At 28.7% G+C, this 21,141-nt stretch carries 23 protein-coding genes; 13 read left to right on the top strand and 10 right to left on the bottom strand.

The window, feature by feature from the left end:
• A partial coding sequence (locus CRV02_RS14855) for an Hpt domain-containing protein (RefSeq protein ID WP_164968999.1) occupies positions 1–201 on the top strand: 201 nt, incomplete at its 5' end.
• A gap of 160 nt (positions 202–361) precedes the next feature.
• The gene (locus CRV02_RS11730; protein ID WP_129085447.1) at positions 362–640 is read left to right on the top strand and encodes a c-type cytochrome; all 279 of its coding nucleotides are present in this window, start codon (positions 362–364) and stop codon (positions 638–640) included.
• Between the two features lie 27 nt (positions 641–667).
• On the opposite strand, the gene ccoS is transcribed toward CRV02_RS11730, so the two are convergent.
• On the bottom strand, positions 668–895 hold the full coding sequence (gene ccoS, locus CRV02_RS11725; RefSeq protein WP_129085446.1) for a cbb3-type cytochrome oxidase assembly protein CcoS: 228 nt from the start codon (positions 893–895) through the stop codon (positions 668–670).
• Positions 896–908: 13 nt separating this feature from the next.
• Complete coding sequence (locus CRV02_RS11720; RefSeq protein WP_129090478.1) at positions 909–3,344, bottom strand: heavy metal translocating P-type ATPase; 2,436 nt, start codon at positions 3,342–3,344, stop codon at positions 909–911.
• A gap of 96 nt (positions 3,345–3,440) precedes the next feature.
• On the opposite strand from CRV02_RS11720, the gene CRV02_RS11715 reads away from it, so the two are divergent.
• On the top strand, positions 3,441–5,063 hold the full coding sequence (locus CRV02_RS11715; RefSeq protein WP_129090477.1) for an EAL domain-containing protein: 1,623 nt from the start codon (positions 3,441–3,443) through the stop codon (positions 5,061–5,063).
• Between the two features lie 2 nt (positions 5,064–5,065).
• Here the strand turns inward: CRV02_RS11715 and gmk are convergent, their stop codons facing one another.
• The 5 genes from gmk to rpsB are packed head-to-tail and all read right to left on the bottom strand — an operon-like array spanning position 5,066 to position 9,046.
• A complete protein-coding gene (gmk, locus tag CRV02_RS11710; RefSeq protein WP_129090476.1) occupies positions 5,066–5,683 on the bottom strand; it encodes a guanylate kinase in 618 nt (205 codons plus the stop codon).
• 1 nt (position 5,684) lies between these two features.
• Complete coding sequence (locus CRV02_RS11705; protein ID WP_129090475.1) at positions 5,685–6,473, bottom strand: hypothetical protein; 789 nt, start codon at positions 6,471–6,473, stop codon at positions 5,685–5,687.
• A 1-nt stretch (position 6,474) separates the two neighbouring features.
• Positions 6,475–7,164: an ABC transporter ATP-binding protein gene (locus CRV02_RS11700; RefSeq protein WP_129090474.1), complete on the bottom strand. Its 690-nt coding sequence runs from the start codon at positions 7,162–7,164 to the stop codon at positions 6,475–6,477.
• Between the two features lie 35 nt (positions 7,165–7,199).
• Positions 7,200–8,243: a translation elongation factor Ts gene (gene tsf, locus CRV02_RS11695; RefSeq protein WP_129090473.1), complete on the bottom strand. Its 1,044-nt coding sequence runs from the start codon at positions 8,241–8,243 to the stop codon at positions 7,200–7,202.
• 2 nt (positions 8,244–8,245) lie between these two features.
• The gene (rpsB, locus tag CRV02_RS11690) at positions 8,246–9,046 is read right to left on the bottom strand and encodes a 30S ribosomal protein S2 (protein ID WP_129090472.1); all 801 of its coding nucleotides are present in this window, start codon (positions 9,044–9,046) and stop codon (positions 8,246–8,248) included.
• Positions 9,047–9,277: 231 nt separating this feature from the next.
• Here rpsB and CRV02_RS11685 point away from each other — a divergent pair, with 231 nt between their 5' ends.
• The 10 genes from CRV02_RS11685 (at position 9,278) to CRV02_RS11640 (ending at position 18,889) form a co-directional block, all read left to right on the top strand.
• Positions 9,278–10,228: a MoxR family ATPase gene (locus CRV02_RS11685; protein WP_129090471.1), complete on the top strand. Its 951-nt coding sequence runs from the start codon at positions 9,278–9,280 to the stop codon at positions 10,226–10,228.
• Entirely contained in the window at positions 10,229–11,062 is an 834-nt protein-coding gene (locus CRV02_RS11680) for a DUF58 domain-containing protein (RefSeq protein WP_129090470.1), read from the top strand.
• Positions 11,059–11,448 carry a hypothetical protein gene (locus CRV02_RS11675; protein ID WP_129090469.1) on the top strand — a complete coding sequence of 130 codons (390 nt, stop codon included), beginning with the start codon at positions 11,059–11,061 and terminating at the stop codon, positions 11,446–11,448. The genes CRV02_RS11680 and CRV02_RS11675 overlap by 4 nt, the downstream gene beginning before the upstream one ends.
• Positions 11,441–12,355, top strand: a complete 915-nt coding sequence (locus tag CRV02_RS11670; protein WP_129090468.1) for a VWA domain-containing protein — start codon at positions 11,441–11,443, stop codon at positions 12,353–12,355. The genes CRV02_RS11675 and CRV02_RS11670 overlap by 8 nt, the downstream gene beginning before the upstream one ends.
• 9 nt (positions 12,356–12,364) lie before the next feature.
• Positions 12,365–13,234, top strand: coding sequence for a hypothetical protein (locus CRV02_RS11665; RefSeq protein ID WP_129090467.1), 870 nt, complete (start codon positions 12,365–12,367; stop codon positions 13,232–13,234).
• Between the two features lie 78 nt (positions 13,235–13,312).
• Positions 13,313–14,284, top strand: coding sequence for an AraC family transcriptional regulator (locus CRV02_RS11660; RefSeq protein WP_129090466.1), 972 nt, complete (start codon positions 13,313–13,315; stop codon positions 14,282–14,284).
• A gap of 103 nt (positions 14,285–14,387) precedes the next feature.
• On the top strand, positions 14,388–16,460 hold the full coding sequence (locus tag CRV02_RS11655) for a TonB-dependent siderophore receptor (RefSeq protein ID WP_129090465.1): 2,073 nt from the start codon (positions 14,388–14,390) through the stop codon (positions 16,458–16,460).
• A 45-nt stretch (positions 16,461–16,505) separates the two neighbouring features.
• On the top strand, positions 16,506–16,808 hold the full coding sequence (locus CRV02_RS11650; RefSeq protein ID WP_129090464.1) for a hypothetical protein: 303 nt from the start codon (positions 16,506–16,508) through the stop codon (positions 16,806–16,808).
• Positions 16,809–16,817: 9 nt separating this feature from the next.
• Entirely contained in the window at positions 16,818–18,392 is a 1,575-nt protein-coding gene (locus CRV02_RS11645; protein ID WP_129090463.1) for a PepSY-associated TM helix domain-containing protein, read from the top strand.
• Entirely contained in the window at positions 18,389–18,889 is a 501-nt protein-coding gene (locus CRV02_RS11640; protein WP_129090462.1) for a hypothetical protein, read from the top strand. The genes CRV02_RS11645 and CRV02_RS11640 overlap by 4 nt, the downstream gene beginning before the upstream one ends.
• A gap of 9 nt (positions 18,890–18,898) precedes the next feature.
• Here CRV02_RS11640 and CRV02_RS11635 read toward each other — a convergent pair whose 3' ends face one another.
• The 3 genes from CRV02_RS11635 to CRV02_RS11625 are packed head-to-tail and all read right to left on the bottom strand — an operon-like array spanning position 18,899 to position 21,037.
• A complete protein-coding gene (locus tag CRV02_RS11635; RefSeq protein ID WP_129090461.1) occupies positions 18,899–20,185 on the bottom strand; it encodes a UDP-N-acetylmuramoyl-L-alanyl-D-glutamate--2,6-diaminopimelate ligase in 1,287 nt (428 codons plus the stop codon).
• Positions 20,166–20,759, bottom strand: a complete 594-nt coding sequence (locus CRV02_RS11630; RefSeq protein ID WP_129085428.1) for a hypothetical protein — start codon at positions 20,757–20,759, stop codon at positions 20,166–20,168. Before CRV02_RS11630 ends, CRV02_RS11635 begins: the two co-directional genes overlap by 20 nt.
• Positions 20,759–21,037: a NifU family protein gene (locus CRV02_RS11625; protein WP_129006955.1), complete on the bottom strand. Its 279-nt coding sequence runs from the start codon at positions 21,035–21,037 to the stop codon at positions 20,759–20,761. Before CRV02_RS11625 ends, CRV02_RS11630 begins: the two co-directional genes overlap by 1 nt.
• Positions 21,038–21,141 lie beyond the last annotated feature (104 nt).

The raw sequence follows: 21,141 nt of genomic DNA, 5'->3' as shown, positions 1-21,141 counted from the left end.
GAAGAGTTAGAGAGTTTAATTGAAAATCAAGAGAAAGAAGCAATAGCCCAAAAGGCTCATTACATCAAAAACTCTTGTTTAAATGTCGCTTTAGATGATATCTGTCAATTGTTGCAAAAATTGGAAAAAATTGATATTGAGAGTATAGATAGTAATAAACTTTTAAATGAAATAAAAAGTAATATAGAAAAAATAGTTTAAAAGAGGAAGAGTAAAATAAAAGTAATTTTCTTAAAACTAATGTATAAATTAGAAGAAATATTATCCTAGGTTATAATTTTGTCTTTAATTTCAGGGGTTTCATAAGTTAAATAAAAGAAAAAAGTGATAAAATTTAGTTTTATATAAACAAGGAGATTAAATGAAAAAGATTGTTTTAGGAACAATGATTGCTGCTGCTTCATTAATGGCTGCAAACTGGGCACCATGTGCTGGATGTCATGGGGCTGCTGCAGAAAAACCTGCTCTAGGAAAATCTGCTGTAATTAAAGGTTGGCCAGTTGAAAAAACTGTTGCTGCATTAAAAGGTTACAAAGATGGTTCTTATGGTGGAGCTATGAAAGGTGTTATGAAAGGTCAAGTTGCAAGACTTTCTGATGCTGATATTGAAGATTTAGCTAAGCAAATCGCTGCATTCTAATTAGCTTTTCATATAATAAAAAGTGAATCACTTCTTAGGTGGTTCACTTTTTTTATGCTCTTTGGCTTTTTTTACTTTTTCCTCTTTTTTAACGGCATCATTTAAGTCATCAGTTCCATCAAATAATAATCCATCCATCATTTTTCTACTATCATCAAACTGGCCACCTTTTGCACCCCAAATAAATACAGCTAAGATTGCAAAAGAGACAACAAGTCCTACAATTAACATCATCAATAAAGTATCATTTATCATTTTTTTGTCCTATTTATTTTTGTTTAATTCTCATAGAGTTTGCAACTACTAGTAGTGAACTTAAACTCATAGATAAAGCTGCTACTAAAGGTATTACAAGTCCAGCCATTGCTAAAGGTATAGTTATTGCATTATACACTAAAGATAAAGTAAGATTCTGTTTTATAAACTTATAGGTTCTTCTTGATATCATAAATGCTTTTAAAAGACTCTCTAGTGAATTATTTAATAAAACAACATCTGATACAGAGATTGTTACATCTGAAGAGTTACCCATAGCTATGGCAACATCTGATTTCGCTAAAGCAATAGAATCATTAATACCATCACCAGCCATAATAACTGTTTTTCCTGACTCTTTTAAACTTTTTATATATTCTGCTTTTTTTATAGGATTAATTCCTGCAACAAAAGTTTTAATTCCAACTTGAGATGCTACTTTAGAAGCTACACTTTCATTATCACCAGTTAACATCACAACATCTAAACCATTTGAGTAGGCATCTTTAATAAGCTCTTTAGCACCCTCTTTTATCTCATCTACTAATTCAAACGTTGCTATTACTCTTCTATTGATTGCAAAGATATATACTGTGTTATTTGAATCAAATTTATAGTTAATACCACTGTCTTTTAAAAGCTCAATATTTCCACCCATAAGATGAAACAGTTTTCCATCTACATTTTTATATTTTGCTTTTATTCCCTTTGCTTCAACTTGTTTTACATCAAATATATCTTTTATCTCTAAAGATAACTCTTTTTCAAGATGTTTTTTAACTGAAACAGAAACTGGGTGAGTTGAAGCTTCCAATACAGAATATAAAAGATTTAACTTATGAATATTATCATCTAAAAGTCTCATCTTTTTAACTTTTAATTCACCCTTTGTAATAGTTCCAGTTTTATCCATCACTAAAGTATCAGCTTTAGCCATTGATTCAATATATTTTGCTTCTTTAAAAAGTAGACCTTTTTTAGCAAGTTCTGAAATACCAACCAAACTAGCAATTGGTGTAGCAAGAGCTAAGGCACAAGGACAAGCAATAACAATAACAGAAATAGCTACGATAAATGATTTTTCAAAATGGTTAGTTCCCTCATAATCAAAACCTAAATCTATCCCTAAGAAATACCAAACCAAGAAAGTAAGTAAAGATAAAGAAAGAATAGTAAGAGTAAAACCTTTTGATACTTCATTTGCTTTATGCTCAATTTTTGGTTTTGAACTAAGAGAATCTTCAAGCAAAGTTACAATAGAGTTTAAAGTTGAATCTTTATATGTTTTGCTAGCTTCATATCTAATAACACTATCACTATTTATTGTTCCACTAAATACTTTTTGACCCTTCTTTTTATAAATAGGTAAAGACTCACCTGTTAAACTTGATTCGTCAAAATTCCCTTCTCCACTAGTAATAAAACCATCAATACAAACTTTTTCACCAGACCTTAACTCAATAATATCACCTACTTTGATACTATTTAGTGGAATTGATTTTTTAACTCCATCTTTTACTACAGTTGCTTCTAAAGGAAGTGTTCCTTTAATTTTATCTAAAGTATCTACAGCACTTTTTTTACCAATGACCTCTAAATACTTTCCAACTAATACAAAGGTAATAATCATAGCAACAGAGTCAAAATAGCTTTCACCTTTTGCCCCAAAAAGAATAAATAGTGAATAAATATAAGTTAGTGTTGCTCCTGAACTAACTAAGAAGTCCATATTTAAAATACGATTTCTTAAACCATAATATGCACCACGGAAGAATATCCATCCAGAATAGAATAATACAGGAGTTGCAAGAATAAATTCACCTAAATGAACAAAACCTCTTACTTCTTCATCCATTCCTGTGAAAAAGCCAGTATATTTTGCAACAGAAAGCATCATAATATTCATACTTGCAAAAACTGCAACCATCATACGAATAAAATAGTCTCTTTTTGATTTTACAGCTTGTTCATCAGCAGCACTTGCATCATAAGCATAAGCGTTATAACCAATACTTCTTATTTTTTTGATTATGTCTGATAGATTAACACTTCTATCATCCCAAACTATCTTTGCTTTATTATTTGTGAAATTAATATCAGCACTTACTATGCCATCAGTATCATAAAGTACTTTTTCATTAAGCCAAACACAAGCAGCACAATGAATTCCTTCAATGATTAAATCAATTTGTTTAAAACCATCTTCATTTGTAGAGATAAACATCTCTTCAAAACTTTTGGTATCAAATCTATTAATATCATCATCAACTTCAATAGGAGGATTAATAGTTTTATTTCCAAGCTTATCATAAAAAGAATCTAGTCCATCATCCTTTAAAAGATGGTAAACTCCTTGGCAACCTTTACAACAAAAATTTAAATTACTCTCTTTTATCATAACACTATCATCAAATTCTAAATGGCAGTGATCACATCTTGTTTTAGACACTAAAATTCCTAAAATAATATTGTATATTGCTTACATATAATGTTCATCTAATATATAGTATAATATTATATCGTAATATATATGGAGTAAGTCTTAATGATAGAAAATGTATCAATTTTAAAAAATATCACAATTCTTTATGCAGAAGATGAAGCTGCACTTAGAGAAATAACACTTAATATCTTAAAAGGCTTTACAAAAAAACAACTTGTAGCTGAAAATGGAGCACAAGGTTTAGAACTATTTAAAGAACATGAATCTGAAATAGATATTATTATTACTGACGTTAATATGCCTATTATGAATGGGCTTGAAATGATTAGAGAAATCAAAAAAATCAACTCAAATATTCCTATTATTGTAGCAACTGCTTTTTCAAATACTGAATACTTATTAGAAGCTATTGATATAGGTGTTGACAAATACGTTTTAAAACCAATTGACATGAAAAAACTTCTTCAACTTATGAGTCAATCTTTACTTTACCATGAATTAAAAGACTTATATGTTGATAACTTAACTCACCTTCCAAATAGAAATAGACTAAAAAAAGACCTTGAGACATCACAACAAGGTTTAATGGCAATGGTAAATATTGATAAGTTTTCAACTATCAATGACCTATTTGGAGAAACAAATGGAGACAAAGTTCTTATTGAATTTGCAGACTCATTAAAGAAGTTTTTTAGAAAAGAAGACTTTAGAATTTATAGAATTGAAGCAGATAAGTTCTTAATTGTTTCAAATGATTTTAACAGAGATATTCAAGAATTATATCAACTATGTAAAGATTTTGAAAACTATATTGAAGAAGACCCTGTTTACATTGATGAGCATGAGATTGACTTAAATGTCACTATTGGTATTGCAAAAAGTGAAAACTCAAACGCTTATAAATATGCACAAAGAGTTGTTTCTTATGCAAGAAGAAAATTTGAACCAATCTTAATCTATGATGACTCATTTAATATTCAAGAATCATTTGAAGAAAATATTAAATGGATTAAAAAAATCAAAAATGGTGTTAAAAATGACAACTTTAAAGGATATTTCCAGCCAATCGTAAATACTCAGACAAAAGAAGTATACAAGTATGAAGCTCTAGTTAGATACATAGAAGAAGATGGAACTGTAGTTTCTCCATACTTCTTTTTAGATATTGCAAAAAAAGCTAAGCTTTATCCAAATATCATCAAAATCATGATTAACGAAGCCTTTAACCTAATTATCAAAAAAGGTAAAAGAGTTGCTGTTAATATTTCTTTTGAAGATATTGCCAGTGAAAATACTATGTCTTATATCTATTCAGTGATAGAAGAACATAAAAACCATGCTCACCTTTTAGAATTTGAAATTTTAGAATCAGAAGAGATCTCTGATTTCTCAGAAGTATTTAAATTTATCGAAAATGTTAAATCTTATGGTTGTAACGTTGGGGTTGATGACTTTGGTGCAGGATACTCAAACTTTAATATGCTAGTTAACCTAAAAATCTCTTATGTAAAAATTGATGGAAGTTTAATCAAAAATATTGATTCTTCTGAAAATCAAAAAATCATTGTAAAAACTATTACAGAGTTTGCTAAAAGATTTGGTTTTGCAACAGTTGCAGAGTTTGTTTCTAGTGAAGAGATTTATAAACAAATAAAAGAGCTTGGTGTAGATTATTGCCAAGGGTATTACTTCGATGCCCCTTTAAGCTTTGATGAGATAAATTAAGACTAGTAACCTAACCAGTTCTTAATTAACTCTTCTTTCTCAAAAAGTTTTGATTTAATTCTTGCTATTTTAGCAATAGAAATTAACTCAGAACTTGCTTTTTCTAAATCATCATTTTCTACAAAATAATCATACTTTTGGAAAGATTTAATTTCATGTTTTGCATTCTCAATTCTTCTTGCAATAACAATACTTGAATCAGTATCTCTATTTTTCAGTCTTGTTTCTAATTCATCTAAAGAAGGTGTTGTAATAAATACAGAAGTAACTACTTTATCAAGTTTTTTTCTTACTATCTCATGTCCTTGAACATCAATATCAAAGATAACAAGCTTACCCTCTTCTAAAGCTTTTTTAATAGGCTTTAATGAAGTTCCATAATAATTTCCATGTACTTCTGCCCATTCAAGGAATTGTCCATTTTTAATATCTTCTTCAAACTCTTCTTTTTTTACAAAAAGGTAATCAACACCATTTCTTTCACCCTCTCTTGGGTCTCTTGTTGTTGTTGAGATTGAAAAGTAATAGTCTTCTATCTCTTCATATACTTTTTTTAAAAGAGTTGATTTACCACATCCACTTGGACCTGAAAGTATTAAAATAGCACCTTTTTTATCCATATTAATTATCTACCTTTAAACTTAATCTAACATATATATCTTCACCATTTGAAAGTCTATCAATTACATTTTGATTAAACTTTTGTAAAAATGGTTTTAACTCTTCTATAGAGTAATTATTTAATAATACTTTTATAGGAGTATTTGCATCTTTTGCTTCATGCTCATCTAAATCAAACTCATACTCACTTACTTCACTTAAAGCATCATCAATAATTTCATTAATATCTTTCCAGTCATTTTCTGTAACTAGAACTTCTTTTTCTATCTCTTCATCATGTAGAATATCAGTGATTTTACTTAATTCACTATTATCTAATATTCCACCATCTTTTAAAGAAGCAATACTTACTATTGACTCATCATTGTCTTCTTCAATATTATAAGCTACATCATCAGCTAAAGACTCAACATAGTTTGAAATTATTTCCTCTTCATTTGCTGCATTTCTAACATCTTCTTTTGTAGTTTCATCTTCTTTTATATACTCAATTTGTTCAGATAACATTTCTTCTAAAGCTGTTGGTAAAAAAGGTCTAGTTATTATAAAGTCTCTTGATTTTTCAAAAGGAAGTTCTTCACTAGTTATTGCTGCAAGTTTTTTAGTATTTCTTTTTAAGTTATTAAAGTCATCGTTAATATACTCTTCATCAACAACTATAATATCTACAATATCTTCTCTTTTAAAGGATAAGTCTTGTTTAACATTTATTGTTAAATCTAACTTTTTACATACTAATCTAAATATCTTTTCAATTATAGGAGTTTTTGTAATTAGTACCAAATCCATTTTATTTCAACTCCTTTAATTGAAGATTTTCTAGTTTATATACTTTGTCACACTGTTTAGCTAAATCATTCTCATGGGTAACTAAAACTAGTGCGGCACTATTCTCTTTTATGTAGTTAAATAGTGTATCCATAACTACTTGTGCTGTATCTTTATCTAAATTACCTGTTGGTTCATCTGCAAATATAATTTTAGGTTTTTTTGTTAATACCCTTGCAATTGAGAGTCTTTGTTGTTGTCCACCACTTAACTCCCCTACACTTTGGTTTAATACAAACTCTATGTTAAGCTTTTTTAATAGCTCTTGGTCTACATCATTTCCACTTAATAGTGTAGCAATTTTTAAATTATCACTTGCAGAAAAACCACGAAATAAATAATGAGCTTGAAATATTATACCAAAATCTTCTCTTCTTATATTTAAAAGCTCTTTTTTCTTTAATCCATATAGATTCTTATTATTGTAAATAATTTCACCTGATTTAGGGATTAATAAAGAGGATAAAATATTAAGTAAAGTTGATTTTCCACTTCCACTCATACCAATAATAGAGATTGACTCTTTTGGTTGTATTGAGAAAGTTATATTTTCAAAAAGTTTATAATCAAATTCGTGGGAAATATTTTTTGCGTCAAGCAAGTTAGGTTTTTGTTCAGCAATGGGTGAGTTATTATCTAATTGTTCACCCATTACTTCATCTTCATTATTATTTAGTAAGATACTAATTAGTTACCCATTTGAGCAGCTACTTCAGCAGCGAAATCTTCTTCTTTCTTTTCGATACCTTCACCAAGCTCGAATCTTACATACTCAACGATTTCAATTGATGCATCAACAGCTTTAATAGCTTCTTCAACAGTCATTGAATCATCCATAACGTAAGTTTGAGATAATAATGCATGTGTTTTATCTAATTGAGAGTTATCTTCAATCCATCTGTTAATTTTACCAGCAACGATGTTGTCGATAATTTTTTCAGGTTTACCTTGAGCGATTAACTCTTCTTTCATTTCATTTCTAGCAGCTTCAACTGCATCTTCAGTTAATTGTTGTTTTGAAACAAATTGAGGAATATTTTTAAGAGGTTTCCCAAGTCTAACTAACTCTTCATTCTCTTTTTCAATATCAGCAATAATTGCTTTATTTTCAGACTCAATGAACTCAGCTGATAAATCTTCGTAAGAAATAACAGTTGGCTTCATAGAAGCTGCATGCATTGCAACTTTCTTTAATAATTCAGCAGTTTTTTCTTTTGCAGCATCATCACATTTTGCAGCTAAGATAACACCAACTTTACCCATGTGAACATAACCATTAACAACTGGTCCTTCAACATTGATAACTTTTCTTGCAACTAAGTTTTCACCGATAACTGCAATTTTTTCATTTAAGAATGTAGTAAACTCTTGACCATCAATTGAAGAAGAAGCTAAAGCTTCAGCATCATTTAGGTTGTTTACTTGTGCGTGAGTTGTAATTTGCTTAGTTAACGCAATAAACTGGTCGTTTTTAGCAACGAAGTCAGTTTGAGAGTTAAGTTCAGTCATTGTAGCTTTAGTATTCTCTTCATTGATTAAGATAGATACTAAACCTTCTGCAGCAACATTTGATGATTTTTTAGCAGCCTTTGCAAGACCTTGCTCTCTTAACCATGTTTGTGCTTCTTCAATGTCACCATTACACTCATTTAATGCTTTTTTACAATCAAGCATTCCTGCACCAGATTTTTCTCTTAATTCTTTAATTAATTTTGGAGTTGCTCCTGCCATAATTACGCTTCCTTAGTTTCTTCAGTTTCAACTGCTTCAGTTTCACCCTCAGCAACAGCTTCTGCAACAACCTCTGCAGCTTCTTCAGAAGTTACAGGTGCTTCTTCTTCACCAACTTCGTCAGCTAATGCAGCTTTACCTTCATTAATTGCTTCTGCCATTTCGTTGCAGAATAATTGAATAGATCTGATTGCATCATCGTTTCCTGGAATTGGGAAATCAACTAAATCAGGGTCACAGTTAGTATCTAATGGAGCTACAACTTTGATTCCAAGTCTTCTAGCTTCTTTAATAGCGATTTTTTCTTTTACTGCATCAAGTACAAACATTAAATCAGGAAGTTTGTTCATTTCTTTGATACCACCAAGGTATAATTCTAACTTCTCTTCTTTTCTTGTAAGCATTAATGCTTCTTTTTTAGTTAGAAGGTCTAATTGCCCTTCTTCTCTCATTTTTTTAATAACTTCTAATTTTCTAATAGATTTTTTAATTGTTCCGTAGTTTGTTAACATACCACCTAACCATCTGTGGTTAACGTATGGCATACCACAATTTTCTGCAGCTCTTTTAACAGCTTCAGAAGCTTGTTTTTTAGTACCAACGAAAATCATTGTTTGACCTTCAGCTGCTGCATCTCTAACTACATTGTATGTATATCTGAAATATCTTAACGTTTTTTGTAAGTCAATAATATAAATATTCTTTCTAACACCGAAAATGAATTTTTTCATTTTTGGATTCCATCTTCTTGTTTGGTGTCCGAAGTGTACACCACACTCTAATAGGTCTTTCATTGTAACCATGTTTTGTTCCTTGTTTTAATTTTTTAGGGTTTTGCCTCTGTGCCCCTTAATGGCAAGTACAATTAACTTGTCACAACCCATACCAGGATTGACACATGTGAGGTTTCTATTTAAAATAGAGTCGTGATTTTATCTAATGTAAGTTTAATTTTTCTTTAAGCTGTGCATTTAAGCTTTTAGTATATTTCATTTGATAAAATACATAAAAATTTATTTATAAATTGAGGACTAATGTTACAAAATAAAGTATTAAGTGTAAAAGAAGAGCTTTCAAAAGTTATTGTAGGTCAAAGTGAAATGGTTGATGCCTTATTAATAGGTCTTTTTACAAATGGACATATTCTTTTAGAAGGTGTTCCAGGATTAGCAAAAACAACAACAGTTAAAACTCTAGCTGATATTATTAGCTTAAACTTTAAAAGAGTTCAGTTTACCCCTGATTTATTACCTAGTGATATTATTGGCGCCCAAATTTATGATATGAAAATAAGCGAATTTAAGATAAAAAAAGGACCAATTTTTACTAACCTTTTACTTGCTGATGAGATAAACAGAGCCCCTGCCAAAGTTCAATCAGCCTTACTAGAAGTTATGCAAGAAAGACAAGTAACAATTGCAGAAGATAGTTTTAAGATTGACTCACCTTTTTTAGTTCTAGCAACGCAAAATCCAATTGAGCAAGAAGGTGCATATACACTTCCAGAAGCACAATTAGATAGATTTATGTTTAAAATTGTAGTTGGATATAACACAAAACAAGAAGAGTTTGAAATAGCAAAAAAAGTAACTTCAGATGAAAATATTGAGTTAAATAAAATATTAGATAAAGAGACTCTTGAAGAGATTAAAAAAGAAGTATCAAATATTCATATTGATGAAGAACTAGAAAAATATATTGTAGATATAGTTTGTGCAACAAGAGAACCTAAAGAGTATGGCTTAGAAGACATAGCTGACTATATTCAGTTTGGAGCAAGTCCAAGGGCAACTATTGATATGTTTAAAGCAGTAAAAGCAATGGCATTTTTAAGGGGCAATGATTTTGTAAGTCCTATTGATATAGCTCTTGTAGTTAAAAATATTTTAAGACATAGAATTATTTTATCTTATGAAGCAGAAGCAATGCAAATTTCAACGGATGAACTAATTCAAAAAATAATGGAAAAAATACAAATCCCATAAATGAATAACTCTTTAAAAAAAATATTAATAAAAACAAGAAGACAAATCTTTTCAGAGAATATTGGAAACAACTCTTCCCTTTTAAAAGGTGAAGGTTATGATTTCTTAGAATTAAAAGAGTATGAGTATGGAGAAGATATCAAAAACATAGACTGGGTAATTAGTGCTAAGTTTAAAAAGCCTTATGTAAAAGTCTTTCATGCTCAAAGGGAACTAAATATTTCAATTGTTCCTATTTTAACTGGTTCAGTTCACTTTGGAACAAAGAAATTTAAACAAGAACTTATTACAGAAATATCCTCTATTTTAGGATATTCTTGTATCAAACAAAGTGATCCATTTACTTCTTTTATTGCAAATGAAAATGTAAACCTTTGTACAAAAAAATCAAAAAGACATTTTGCAGTAAACAAAATGGCAGAAGAGATTTTCAATTACAACAGTGTTGGTAAACAACAAGACTTTAAAAAGATTACTGAAGAGTTATTATTAAAAATCAAAAAGAAATCTACAATCTTTTTAATAGGAGACTTTTTTGATATCAAGAACTTAGACTTAAAAGTTCTTAGCAAGAAACATGAGATAGTTATAATAATGGTAAGAGATAGATTTGAAGAAAAACCTGAGGCCTTAGGAAATGTAAACCTTGTTGACCCAACAACTAACTATAACTTTGATGGAAACTTAAATAGTTCACTAATCAAAAAATATGAACAAGAGGTAAAAGAGAATGACCACTTATTTTTTGAGCATCTTCAAAAGTGTGCTATAAAGTCTATCAAAATATACACTCATGAAGAGCCTTTAGTAAAACTATTAAGGCTAATGCAATGATGGAGAATATTAAAATTCATGATATTAAATCCTTAGTAGAGATACCTGATTTTTCTATTTATATCTATATTTTACTTATAAGTGTTGCTGTTTCTTTAGTGCTTTTACTGCTTTTCTTAATATATAAAATAATCAAAAATAGAAAAAAAGATTTTAGAAAAGAGTATTATAAAATCTTAGAAGAAATAGATTTTAAAGACTCTAAGCAGTGTGCATATACGATTACAAAATATACAAGACTATTAGCAGTTTCTCAAAGAGAAAAAAAGCTAGCAGAAGAATTAATAGATGAGCTTGAACAATACAAATACAAAAAAGATGTAAAAGAGATAGATGAAGATATTAAAATACTATTTTCAAGATTTATGGATAGTATAGATGTTTGATTATTTACTTTCAATAAGGTTTGAATACCCATATCTTTTATTAATTATTTTACTATTTATTTTTTGCTCAATCTTTTGTAAAGCAAAAATTCCAACATATATTGTTCCTCATTTAAATATCTTTGCTAAAAACCAAGCTAGTACAAATGTTTTTCAAGGTTTACTAAAATATATATCCATTGTAGGAGCAATAATTGCCCTAGCCTCACCTTATACTAAACTAAACACCCAACTTATTAAAAATGATGGTATTGATATAGTATTAAGTTTAGACACAAGTGGTTCTATGAAAGAGCTTGGCTTTAATCCTTTAAATCCAATGGAAAGTAGATTTACTGTTGTAAAAGATATTGTAAAAGAGTTTATTCCCAAAAGAGTAAATGACAATATTTCTATTGTAGTTTTTGGAACATCAGTTATGATGGCTACACCACTTAGCTTTGATAAAGATGCTCAGTTAGAAATAATTGATTATTTAGATGTAGGTGTTGTAGGAGATAAAACAGCTCTTATTGATTCCCTTGTTTCCTCAACAAATATATTAAAATCTTCAAAAGCAAAATCAAAAGTGATTATTCTTTTAAGTGATGGTGCTGATAACTCTAGTACGATTCCTTTAGAAATTGCATTAAAACTTTTAAATAAATATGAGATTAAGGTTTATACTATTAGTATTGCAAATTCAAACAAAATCATTTTAAATCAAATTGCTACTCAAACAAAGGGAAAATCATTTTCTGCAAACTCGAAAGAGAAGCTAAATGAAATCTATGAAGAGATTAATAAGCTAGAAACAAGTAAAATAGAAAATAATAAGATAACATTAAAAAACTATTTATTTTTCTATCCACTATTTTTAGCTATTATGTCGTTAATTATACTGATTTATTTGAAAAATAAAGAGTAAGGGCACTTTTTGGAAAAAAACAATACAGAAAAATTAAAAGAAGTATTAAGTCAAACTATATCTCAAGAGAATATTGAAAAGAAACTAAAAGAGAATACTAAACCTAAATCTAATGAGAATAAGCCAAAACCAAAAAGTAATTCTAGTTCTAAAAAAGCTAAGAGCATAAACCCTGAACTTTCAATTCCAAAAGTTACACCCCAAGCAAAACCAAAAATTAAAAATACAAATGACATGAGATTTGTAAACTATTTAATCTACTCATTATGTCTAATCATAATAGTAACCCTTTCAACAATAATATATCTACTTCTTGAAAAAGAAGAAAACAAACAACAAACTCCTATTAAACCAGAGATACAAAAAGAAGTTGTTATAAAAAAGGTTATTGAACCTAAAGAAGTAGAAGTAATAAAAGAGAAAGTTGTAACAAAAGTAGAGACTAAAATTGTTGACTTAGACAATAAAAACTTTAGAAAGTTTTATTACACTCAAAAATCAAAAGTTGTTAAGTGTTATGACTTTAAAGCTAATAGTTCTTTATTAACTGCAAGTTGTCAAGAAAAAATTACTGATTTTGTTAAAAATACAAAAAACCTAACTAGAGTTGAGATTATTGCAGTAGTTGCAGATGCAGATAATGTTGTATTTAATAAAATTAAAGATGATATTAGTAAGCAACCTAAAAGTACTCAAAACAGAGTAAAAGAGTATTTAATAAGAGGTTTCTCAAGACAAAGAGTTATTGAAACAGCATCTTTTATTAGAGAAAATCTAAATGACTATGCAGTTGTTACTCCTACTAATTACTATGTAAAATCTGCAAAAGATAATAAAGGTATTATTATCAAAGGTTTTTATACAAGTGAAAGCAAATAATAACCTCATCAAAAGTCTTAATAATAACTATTAAATGTAGATTTGTTTTTTTAAAGAAATAACTGTACAATCCAGTTTATGGACAAAATTAAAAAAACTGAATACCTAGATATCTTTGAAGAAATAAAAACAATCAAAAACCCTTTTTCAAGAGAAAACTTTATATGTAATGTTAAACCTGAATATGGTTTAGGTGATTATATTGGATATGATTCGGGAAGTGGAATTGCTTTTTTTCTTAGCAACTTTTTATTAAATCAAGACAAAATCCTAATTGAAAGATCAAATGTTGCAGGTGCAGTTTTAATTTTTAATCTTGGAGATAATTACTCTTTTACTTTTGAAGATAACTCAAAATTTGAACTTAAAAAAAACTCTTATTTTTTAGGTTTCTGTTCAGATAAATTTCTTGTTGATGTTAGCATAAAAAAAGGTGCTGAATACAATATGTTAACTATTGGAATCAAAGAAGAACTATTTTTAAAACTAGCTCATAATTTAAAAAATCTAAATGAAAAAATGCAAGAAGCAAAAAAGAAAAACTATGCAATTATAAAAGGAAGTCAAATTGATCCCGAACAAAAGGAGATTCTATCTGCCTTTACTAAAAAAGAAAAAAAAGAATACTTGCTTACAGATTTAAATCTTGAATCAAAAACAATGAGCCTTATTGAATATACTATAAAAAAGATAGTTTCAAATATAAATGCAACATACAAAATAGATAAAACTATTATTAACTCCCTTGAAAAGGCAAAACAACTTATCAATACTTCTTATTATGAAAGCCTTACTATAAAAGAGATTGCATACAAATCCGCTATAAATGAATGCTATTTAAAGAAAGACTTTAAGCGGTATTTCGGAATGACAGTTTATGAAATGATTCAAAAAAGAAGACTACATGTAGCGAAAGAACTTTTACAAGAAGAGTTTAGTGTAAAAGAAGTTTGTTCAAAAGTAGGATATAAGCATGTTGGAAACTTTAGTAAACTATTTCAAGAACATTTTAATATCTCACCAAGTAAATATAAAAAGCAATTCAATTAATTTTCCCTTTCATAGATAAAATTTTCCCTTTCTTGACTTTATCATATTGATAATCATAATCATTAATAGTAATATTCCAACAATTTATTCAAGGAGCCTATTAATGAGATTTTATTTTTCTAAAAGAAATCTATCAATCTACCTTTCTAGTTTACTAATTGCTAGTTCGTCATTATTCGCAAATGACACAGAAAAAAAAGAAATAAAAAAATTAGACACAGTGACTGTTGTTAGTTCTGAAGCTTCAAACTATGCAAGTTTTGATGAACCTTCAATAAACAGAACAAATATTGATATTGAGAATAGTGCAAAATCAATCCAAATCTTTAACGATGATTTTATAGAAGATTATCAACCACAGACTTTAGATGACATAATTAAAATGTCTTCAAATACTACATACCAAGGGAATAATCACGGGAGAAGTATTGAAATTGGAATGAGAGGTTTTTCAAATGTACCAATTTTAATTGATAGTATGAAGATTACTAATAGTACTGCAAATCAAGAAATATATAATCTACAAGCAATTGAAGTACTAAAAGGTCCAGATTCATTACAATATGGACAATCAAGTCCTGGTGGCTTAGTTAATATTGTAAAAAAGAAACCACAAAAACAAGACCATGGTGAGATTCAATTTAAAGTTGATGAACATACTGCATATACAACTAATGCAGATTTTGGTGGAGGTATAAATAGTGATGATTCTCTAAGATATAGATTAGTTACTAGTTTTAAACATGGAGAAGATTATACTAACTCTAACACAGATATAAATAGACTATTTATCGCACCTACTATTGCATATGATATTAATAATAACCATACTTTTTCTATTATGGCAGAATATCTAAAAGAGAAAACACCCTCTTCTTTTGGTACATATATAAATAGCAAAGGTAATCTTATCGCTCCTATTGAGAATATGAGTTCTCACCCTGATGAAGAGTTTAAAAAAACCCAAAAAATAGTAGGTTTTGATTTAAATAGTGACTTTGATACTTGGAATTCAAACTTCAAATACAGATATATTGATTATGTAGGAACAAATGGGGATGTTCACATGCCTCAAGCATATAATGAAGCAACTGACACAGTAAGAAGAGTTTATGCATATCAAAGCCAAGAGTTTTCAGAACATGCCCTACAATATACTTTAAATAAAGAATTAAATATCTTTAATATAAAAAACAATATTAGTTTAGGTGCCGATTATAATAAGGCATATAGTCAAACATTTATGCACTTTGACCCTTTTAATGCATATAACCTTGATTTAGCTAATCCAGATTATGAAGATTTTACTTCACTGTCAGACCACCCAGGTGCTATGGATATGACTGGAGAAAAAACATATAATAAATCTTGGGGTATCTTTTTACAAGATAGTATTCATTTAACTGAAAATCTAATCTTCAATGCAGGACTAAGATATAGTGAGTCAAAACCAAAAGATGGACAAAAAAGTGATGCTTTAACTCCTTCATTAGGTTTAGTTTATAAAGTTACTCCTAGTACATCTATTTATACAAACTATTCAGAATCATTTACACCAAATACTAACTTAGATGAAAATGACAATATTCTTGACCCAGAAGAAGGGAAAGGTTATGAGTTAGGAATTAAACAAAAATTCTTAGATGATAAACTAAATCTTACTGCTGCAATTTTTAAAATAGAAAAAGAGAATGTTCCTCTAGTTCAAGGTCTTGCTCCAAACACATACTACAAAGCTAGTGGTAAACAACAATCTCAGGGTATTGAGTTTGATTTAACAGGTCAAATAACGTCTAACTTAGCAATTGTTGCTTCATATGGTTATACAAAAACTAAAGATTTAGATAATGATAATAATAGATTAAAAAATATTCCAACTCATACTGCAAATATTTTTACAACTTATCACTTAAGTTCATTTAACTTACCAAATACATATATAGGTGGAGGAGCAAGATTTTTAGGAAGTAGATATACAACTAATACAAATGACCTAAAACTTGATTCTGAGATTATTTATAATGCGACAGTTGGATATAAAAAAGGTAATTGGAAAGCAAGTTTAAATGTACAAAACCTAACAGACGAAGAGTATGTAGAAGGTGCAATGTTAGCTAATAGAGTATATGCAGGTACTCCAAGAACAATTATGGCAACTATTAGCTACAAATTTTAATTAGATTTCTCAAAGAGGAAACTCTTTGAGAATAAAAGGTAAAAAATGTTAAAAAATATATATCACTATTTAAAAACCCCAGAAAATGATGGCAAAAAAATAGGACTTTTTAGAGTGCTTTGTTCAATATTTGGAGGTCTTATTCTTGCTTATTTAGCTATGACTTTATTTGCCTTATTAGCACCAATGAAAATAAGAGAAGCAGCTATTATATCTATTATGTTTAATACTTTTATTTGGGCATGTGCAACTACGTGGATTGCTCTTTCTATTTCAAAACTTCAAGCTTTATATAGATTCATTCTACCTACATCTGTTTTCTCTATAGCATTAATTATTTTATATTAAGGTATCAAAATGGAAGAATCGAAATCAAAACTATTTAAACAGCGACTATTTAGAATTCACGTAGCCGCAGGAGTAACTTTTTCTATACTTATGTATATTGCAATCTTTTTCGGAGTTTTTGCAATTTTACTACCATATATTAAGACTTGGGAAAAACCTTCACGTCATATTGAAAAAGTAGATATTACAAAAATTGATTATAACTATATGATTGATGAAGCTTTAAAAATTCCTAACTATCCTAAAAACAATTTGTTAATCAATCTACCTGGAAATATGGGAGACCCTGCTGTTGTTATCACACATAGGTTTGCAAAACCTCTTGCTTTTAATCCTATAACAAAAGAAAAACTAAATAATGAAACAAAAGAACAAACTCACTTAGCTGAGTTTTTAAATGAACTTCATTATGGGCAACCCTTAAAAATAATAGGAAGAATCTCATTTGGTTTAGTAGCAGTTGGAACTATGGTTTTAATTATAACTGGTCTTATACTTATTACTATAATGAAATTTAAAAACCAAGGTAAAACTCAACAAGCAGTTTTTTCAAAGATCCATATAAAAGTTTTTACATGGGCTTTCATTCCTTTTTTCCTTATAACCCTTAGTGGTGCTATTATGAATGTGGGATTAATTAGTGCAGGTCCTATGTCAAAGGTTTTAACAAAAGGAGAAGCAAACTCAATAGATGCAGTTGTCGGGACTGTTCTATTTCCTCAAAGTAAACCCATCAAAAAAGTGGAAGAAAAAGAAAGTATGCTTTCTATAAAGCAGTTGTTACTACAAGCCAAAGAGATTAATCCTCAATTAGATTTAAAACAAGTTAGACTAATCAACTGGCATGATAAAACTGCACAAGTTGAGATTATTGGGTACAACCCATATAAACCTTTTTTAAATGGTGGAATATTTAATAAACCTAGTATCACACTTAGTGCAGTAACTGGTGAACTAATAAAAGAAAAAAAAGTTATGGATAAAGTTTGGTCTGTTTTTGTGGCAGAAGGAATCTTCTTTTTACATTTTCTATTTGGAATTGATATTTTTTCAAGACTTGCTGTTGCAATTATAATGTCACTTTGTGCTATTGCAATTGGTTTTGGAGTTATGCTTTATTTAGAAAAAAAGGCTAAAAGATATGATGGAAAAATCACTTTTTATCATTGGCTTGGAAAATTATGTTTAGCTAGTATGATAGGAATAATTCCAGCAACTGCTTTTTTATTTGTATTTCAATGGGCTATGCCTTTTGATTTAGAAGATAGAGTTTTATGGCAAAAAGGAATCTTTTATAATGTTTGGCTATTAACTCTGTTTTGGTCATTTTATAGAATAAACTCATATAAAGCTTCAAAAGAGTTTTTATTTGTAGGTGGTAGCTTATTTATACTTTCTACTTTTATTCATAGTATAAACTCTAATTTTACTCCTATTGATTTATATACTAAAGAAATGGGAAATATTTTAGGGGTAAATATTGGGCTATTTTTATTTGGAGCTTTATTAATATATATAGCAAACAAGCTTCCTAAAGAAAGAACAGAAGCAAAACAATTTTGGAAAATAAAGGCAAAATCATGAATAAAATTTTTAAATTAATTTTACTATTTTTACTTCCAGTTACTTTATATTCACATTCACTATTATTGAATATTTATGATAATCAAGATGGAACAATTACAATAGAAGGAATGTTTAATACAGGAGAGAGTGCAGCTGGAGCTTTTGTAAAACTGCAAGCTCTAAACTCAGGTGAAATACTTTTTCAAAAAAGATTACCTGATTCAAATGAACTTACAATAAATATACCAAAAGTAAAATATCAAGTTTTACTTGATGGTGGACCAGGACATACTGTTATAAAAGAAGGAGTTCCTCCAAAAGGTGGCTTTATAAAAGAAGAGAGTAAAGAAGTTAAAAAAAAGGATAAATCTTCAAAAATGAGTGCACAACTTTCAAGTAGTAAAGCAGTAACTATTTCTATTGTTGTTGCATTTATTCTTCTTTTTGCAACTATTTTTATTAGTATAATAAATACAAATAAACTAATAAATGAACTTCAAACTAAAAGTAGATAATTTCTACTTCTAGTTTAAATGTTTTAATACCTCTTCTTTATCACTTAAAGGCATTTTTTGATCGTAGATGATTTGATAAGGTTCATCACCTTTTCCTAAGATTAAAAGTACTGAGTCTTTATCTTGCCGTGCAAGTTCAACACCTTTTTTGATAGCCTCTTTTCTATTAACCTCAATATAAAGATTATTTTTATTTTGTATTCCCTTGCAGATATCTTCTATGATTAAATCAGGGTCTTCAAATCTTGGGTTATCACTAGTTACAATAATAGTTTTAGCAAAGTTTGCTGCCATTTGTCCCATTATTGCTCTTTTATCTTTATCTCTATTTCCACCTGCACCAAATACTGCAATGATATTTTTATGATTAAAGCTTTCAAAAACCTCTTTCATTCCATCAGGAGTATGGGCAAAATCAACTATAACAAAAGGGTCTGTACTAATTGTTTCCATTCTTCCACTAACCCCTGCAAAGTTTTCAACTACAGCACAAATCTCATCTAAGCTTTTTTCTGTAACCATATCAGCCGCTGCAATTGCTGCTGTTAAATTGTAGATATTAAATATTCCCATTAAAGAAGATGAATAAGAGTACATCTCTTCTATTTTAGAGAACATTACATTAGTTCCATTTTTGAAAGAGTATGCGTTAACTTTATAAGTTGATGGATTTTCTAAAGAGTAAGTTAATGCATTTGTAGGATTAAATTTAACTACCTTATCATCTTTGTTTATTAGCTTTTTACTATCATCATCAAAAAAAGAGTTTTTAATATTGATATACTCTTCTATTGTTTTATGATAATCTAAATGGTCTCTTGTAATATTTGTATGAATCTTAAGTTCAAACTCTAAACCTTCAATTCTTTTTTGCTCAATTGCATGGGAACTTACTTCCATTACAAAAAACTCACACTCATTTTCTATTGCTTTTTGAATATGAGCAAAGTTTCCAAGTTGTACAGGAGTAGTTAAAGTATACTCTTCAACTCTCTCATCATTTATAAAAAACCCTCTTGTACCTTGTAAAGCTACTTTATATCCCAAATCTAAAAGAATAGAATAAATAGCTCCTGCAGTTGTTGTTTTTCCATTTGTTCCAGTAATACCAATTACCTTTATAGAACTCATATCAAAATGCTCTTTAAGCTCAGTTGCTTTGATTACTTTTTCACAACCATTTGCTATAGCATCATCTACAAATTTTTCATTTTGCTTTGATTGAACAAAAACTGTTCCAGAAACTGCCTCTTTTGAGTTGTCAGTATATATTTTATTATTTATGATTAGTTGCAAGTTTTTTCTCTTCTAGTTTCTTATATAGCTCTTCTATTTTTGAATCATATGAAAAATAGTCATTAAATCCATCTAAATATGAATAAGCTGTACTGTTAAAATCGTTTTCAATTAATTTATCTACAAAGTCAAAGAAGTCTTCTTTTGATTCAATTGCAACTTTAGTAGAAAACATAATATCTTCAAAAGCTACTCTGAATGAACCCCTTGAATCAATAAGTCTTTTAAAGTCTTCATATTTAATAGCATCAAGTGAATCTATAGTTGATGAACTTAATTCTTGTAGAATATCCATCATCTTATCCATATCACCATCATATGCATTTACTACATCTTCTACATAGGCTATTGCTTCTTCTATATTTTCATCTTTTGCTACTGAGAAGTAGTCATAAAGAGACATTGCTTTTTGTTCATCTTCACTAGCAATATCGCAAAAAAGAGCATAAATAGGATACTCTTTATTTGTTGGAAAATTTGATGATAGTTGTGAATATATAAATAAAGCTTTTTCAAAATTTTTATCTAAAAAATGTCTATTAGCTTCATTAAATAATCTATTCTCATTTATCATTAAAGCTCCTGTAGATTGTTTTCCATACCTTGTGGTACATTTACTATTTGTAGCTCTGGATGTATTGCAGCTTTTAACTCTTTTTCTACAATAAACTTTAGAGTACTAGAGCTTGCACTACATCCTACACAAGCACCTTGTAGTTGTACAAATACTCTTCCATCAATAATATCTAATAATTCTATTGCCCCACCATCACGTGCTAACATTGGAGAAACTTTTGTTTCAATAATATTGCTAACTGGTGGTCTTAAATCTTCATCTGAAAATGGCATCATAATCTATTTACCTTTTTTACTCTTTTTGTTAACATAAACAACTCCAATAGCAGAAATCGCTAAGATTACTGCTATTGTAGAAAATATAAAGTTTAATGTTACTT

Source organism: Arcobacter sp. CECT 8989 (assembly GCF_004116715.1).
Taxonomy (GTDB): Bacteria; Campylobacterota; Campylobacteria; order Campylobacterales; family Arcobacteraceae; genus Halarcobacter.
This window is presented reverse-complemented; position numbering and strand designations above follow the sequence as displayed.

Excerpts from the sequence above, each read along its gene's own strand:
- CRV02_RS11640 (WP_129090462.1), top strand. The coding sequence starts at position 18,389 with ATGAATAAAATTTTTAAATTAATTTTACTATTTTTACTTCCAGTTACT.
- CRV02_RS11625 (WP_129006955.1), bottom strand. The coding sequence starts at position 21,037 with ATGATGCCATTTTCAGATGAAGATTTAAGACCACCAGTTAGCAATATT.
- tsf (WP_129090473.1), bottom strand. The coding sequence starts at position 8,243 with ATGGCAGGAGCAACTCCAAAATTAATTAAAGAATTAAGAGAAAAATCT.
- CRV02_RS11645 (WP_129090463.1), top strand. The coding sequence starts at position 16,818 with ATGGAAGAATCGAAATCAAAACTATTTAAACAGCGACTATTTAGAATT.
- ccoS (WP_129085446.1), bottom strand. The coding sequence starts at position 895 with ATGATAAATGATACTTTATTGATGATGTTAATTGTAGGACTTGTTGTC.
- gmk (WP_129090476.1), bottom strand. The coding sequence starts at position 5,683 with ATGGATAAAAAAGGTGCTATTTTAATACTTTCAGGTCCAAGTGGATGT.
- CRV02_RS11680 (WP_129090470.1), top strand. The coding sequence starts at position 10,229 with ATGAATAACTCTTTAAAAAAAATATTAATAAAAACAAGAAGACAAATC.
- CRV02_RS11630 (WP_129085428.1), bottom strand. The coding sequence starts at position 20,759 with ATGATAAATGAGAATAGATTATTTAATGAAGCTAATAGACATTTTTTA.
- CRV02_RS11670 (WP_129090468.1), top strand. The coding sequence starts at position 11,441 with ATGTTTGATTATTTACTTTCAATAAGGTTTGAATACCCATATCTTTTA.
- CRV02_RS11700 (WP_129090474.1), bottom strand. The coding sequence starts at position 7,164 with ATGGGTGAACAATTAGATAATAACTCACCCATTGCTGAACAAAAACCT.
- CRV02_RS11650 (WP_129090464.1), top strand. The coding sequence starts at position 16,506 with ATGTTAAAAAATATATATCACTATTTAAAAACCCCAGAAAATGATGGC.
- CRV02_RS11705 (WP_129090475.1), bottom strand. The coding sequence starts at position 6,473 with ATGGATTTGGTACTAATTACAAAAACTCCTATAATTGAAAAGATATTT.
- CRV02_RS11715 (WP_129090477.1), top strand. The coding sequence starts at position 3,441 with ATGATAGAAAATGTATCAATTTTAAAAAATATCACAATTCTTTATGCA.
- CRV02_RS11655 (WP_129090465.1), top strand. The coding sequence starts at position 14,388 with ATGAGATTTTATTTTTCTAAAAGAAATCTATCAATCTACCTTTCTAGT.
- CRV02_RS11730 (WP_129085447.1), top strand. The coding sequence starts at position 362 with ATGAAAAAGATTGTTTTAGGAACAATGATTGCTGCTGCTTCATTAATG.
- CRV02_RS11675 (WP_129090469.1), top strand. The coding sequence starts at position 11,059 with ATGATGGAGAATATTAAAATTCATGATATTAAATCCTTAGTAGAGATA.
- CRV02_RS11660 (WP_129090466.1), top strand. The coding sequence starts at position 13,313 with ATGGACAAAATTAAAAAAACTGAATACCTAGATATCTTTGAAGAAATA.
- CRV02_RS11685 (WP_129090471.1), top strand. The coding sequence starts at position 9,278 with ATGTTACAAAATAAAGTATTAAGTGTAAAAGAAGAGCTTTCAAAAGTT.
- rpsB (WP_129090472.1), bottom strand. The coding sequence starts at position 9,046 with ATGGTTACAATGAAAGACCTATTAGAGTGTGGTGTACACTTCGGACAC.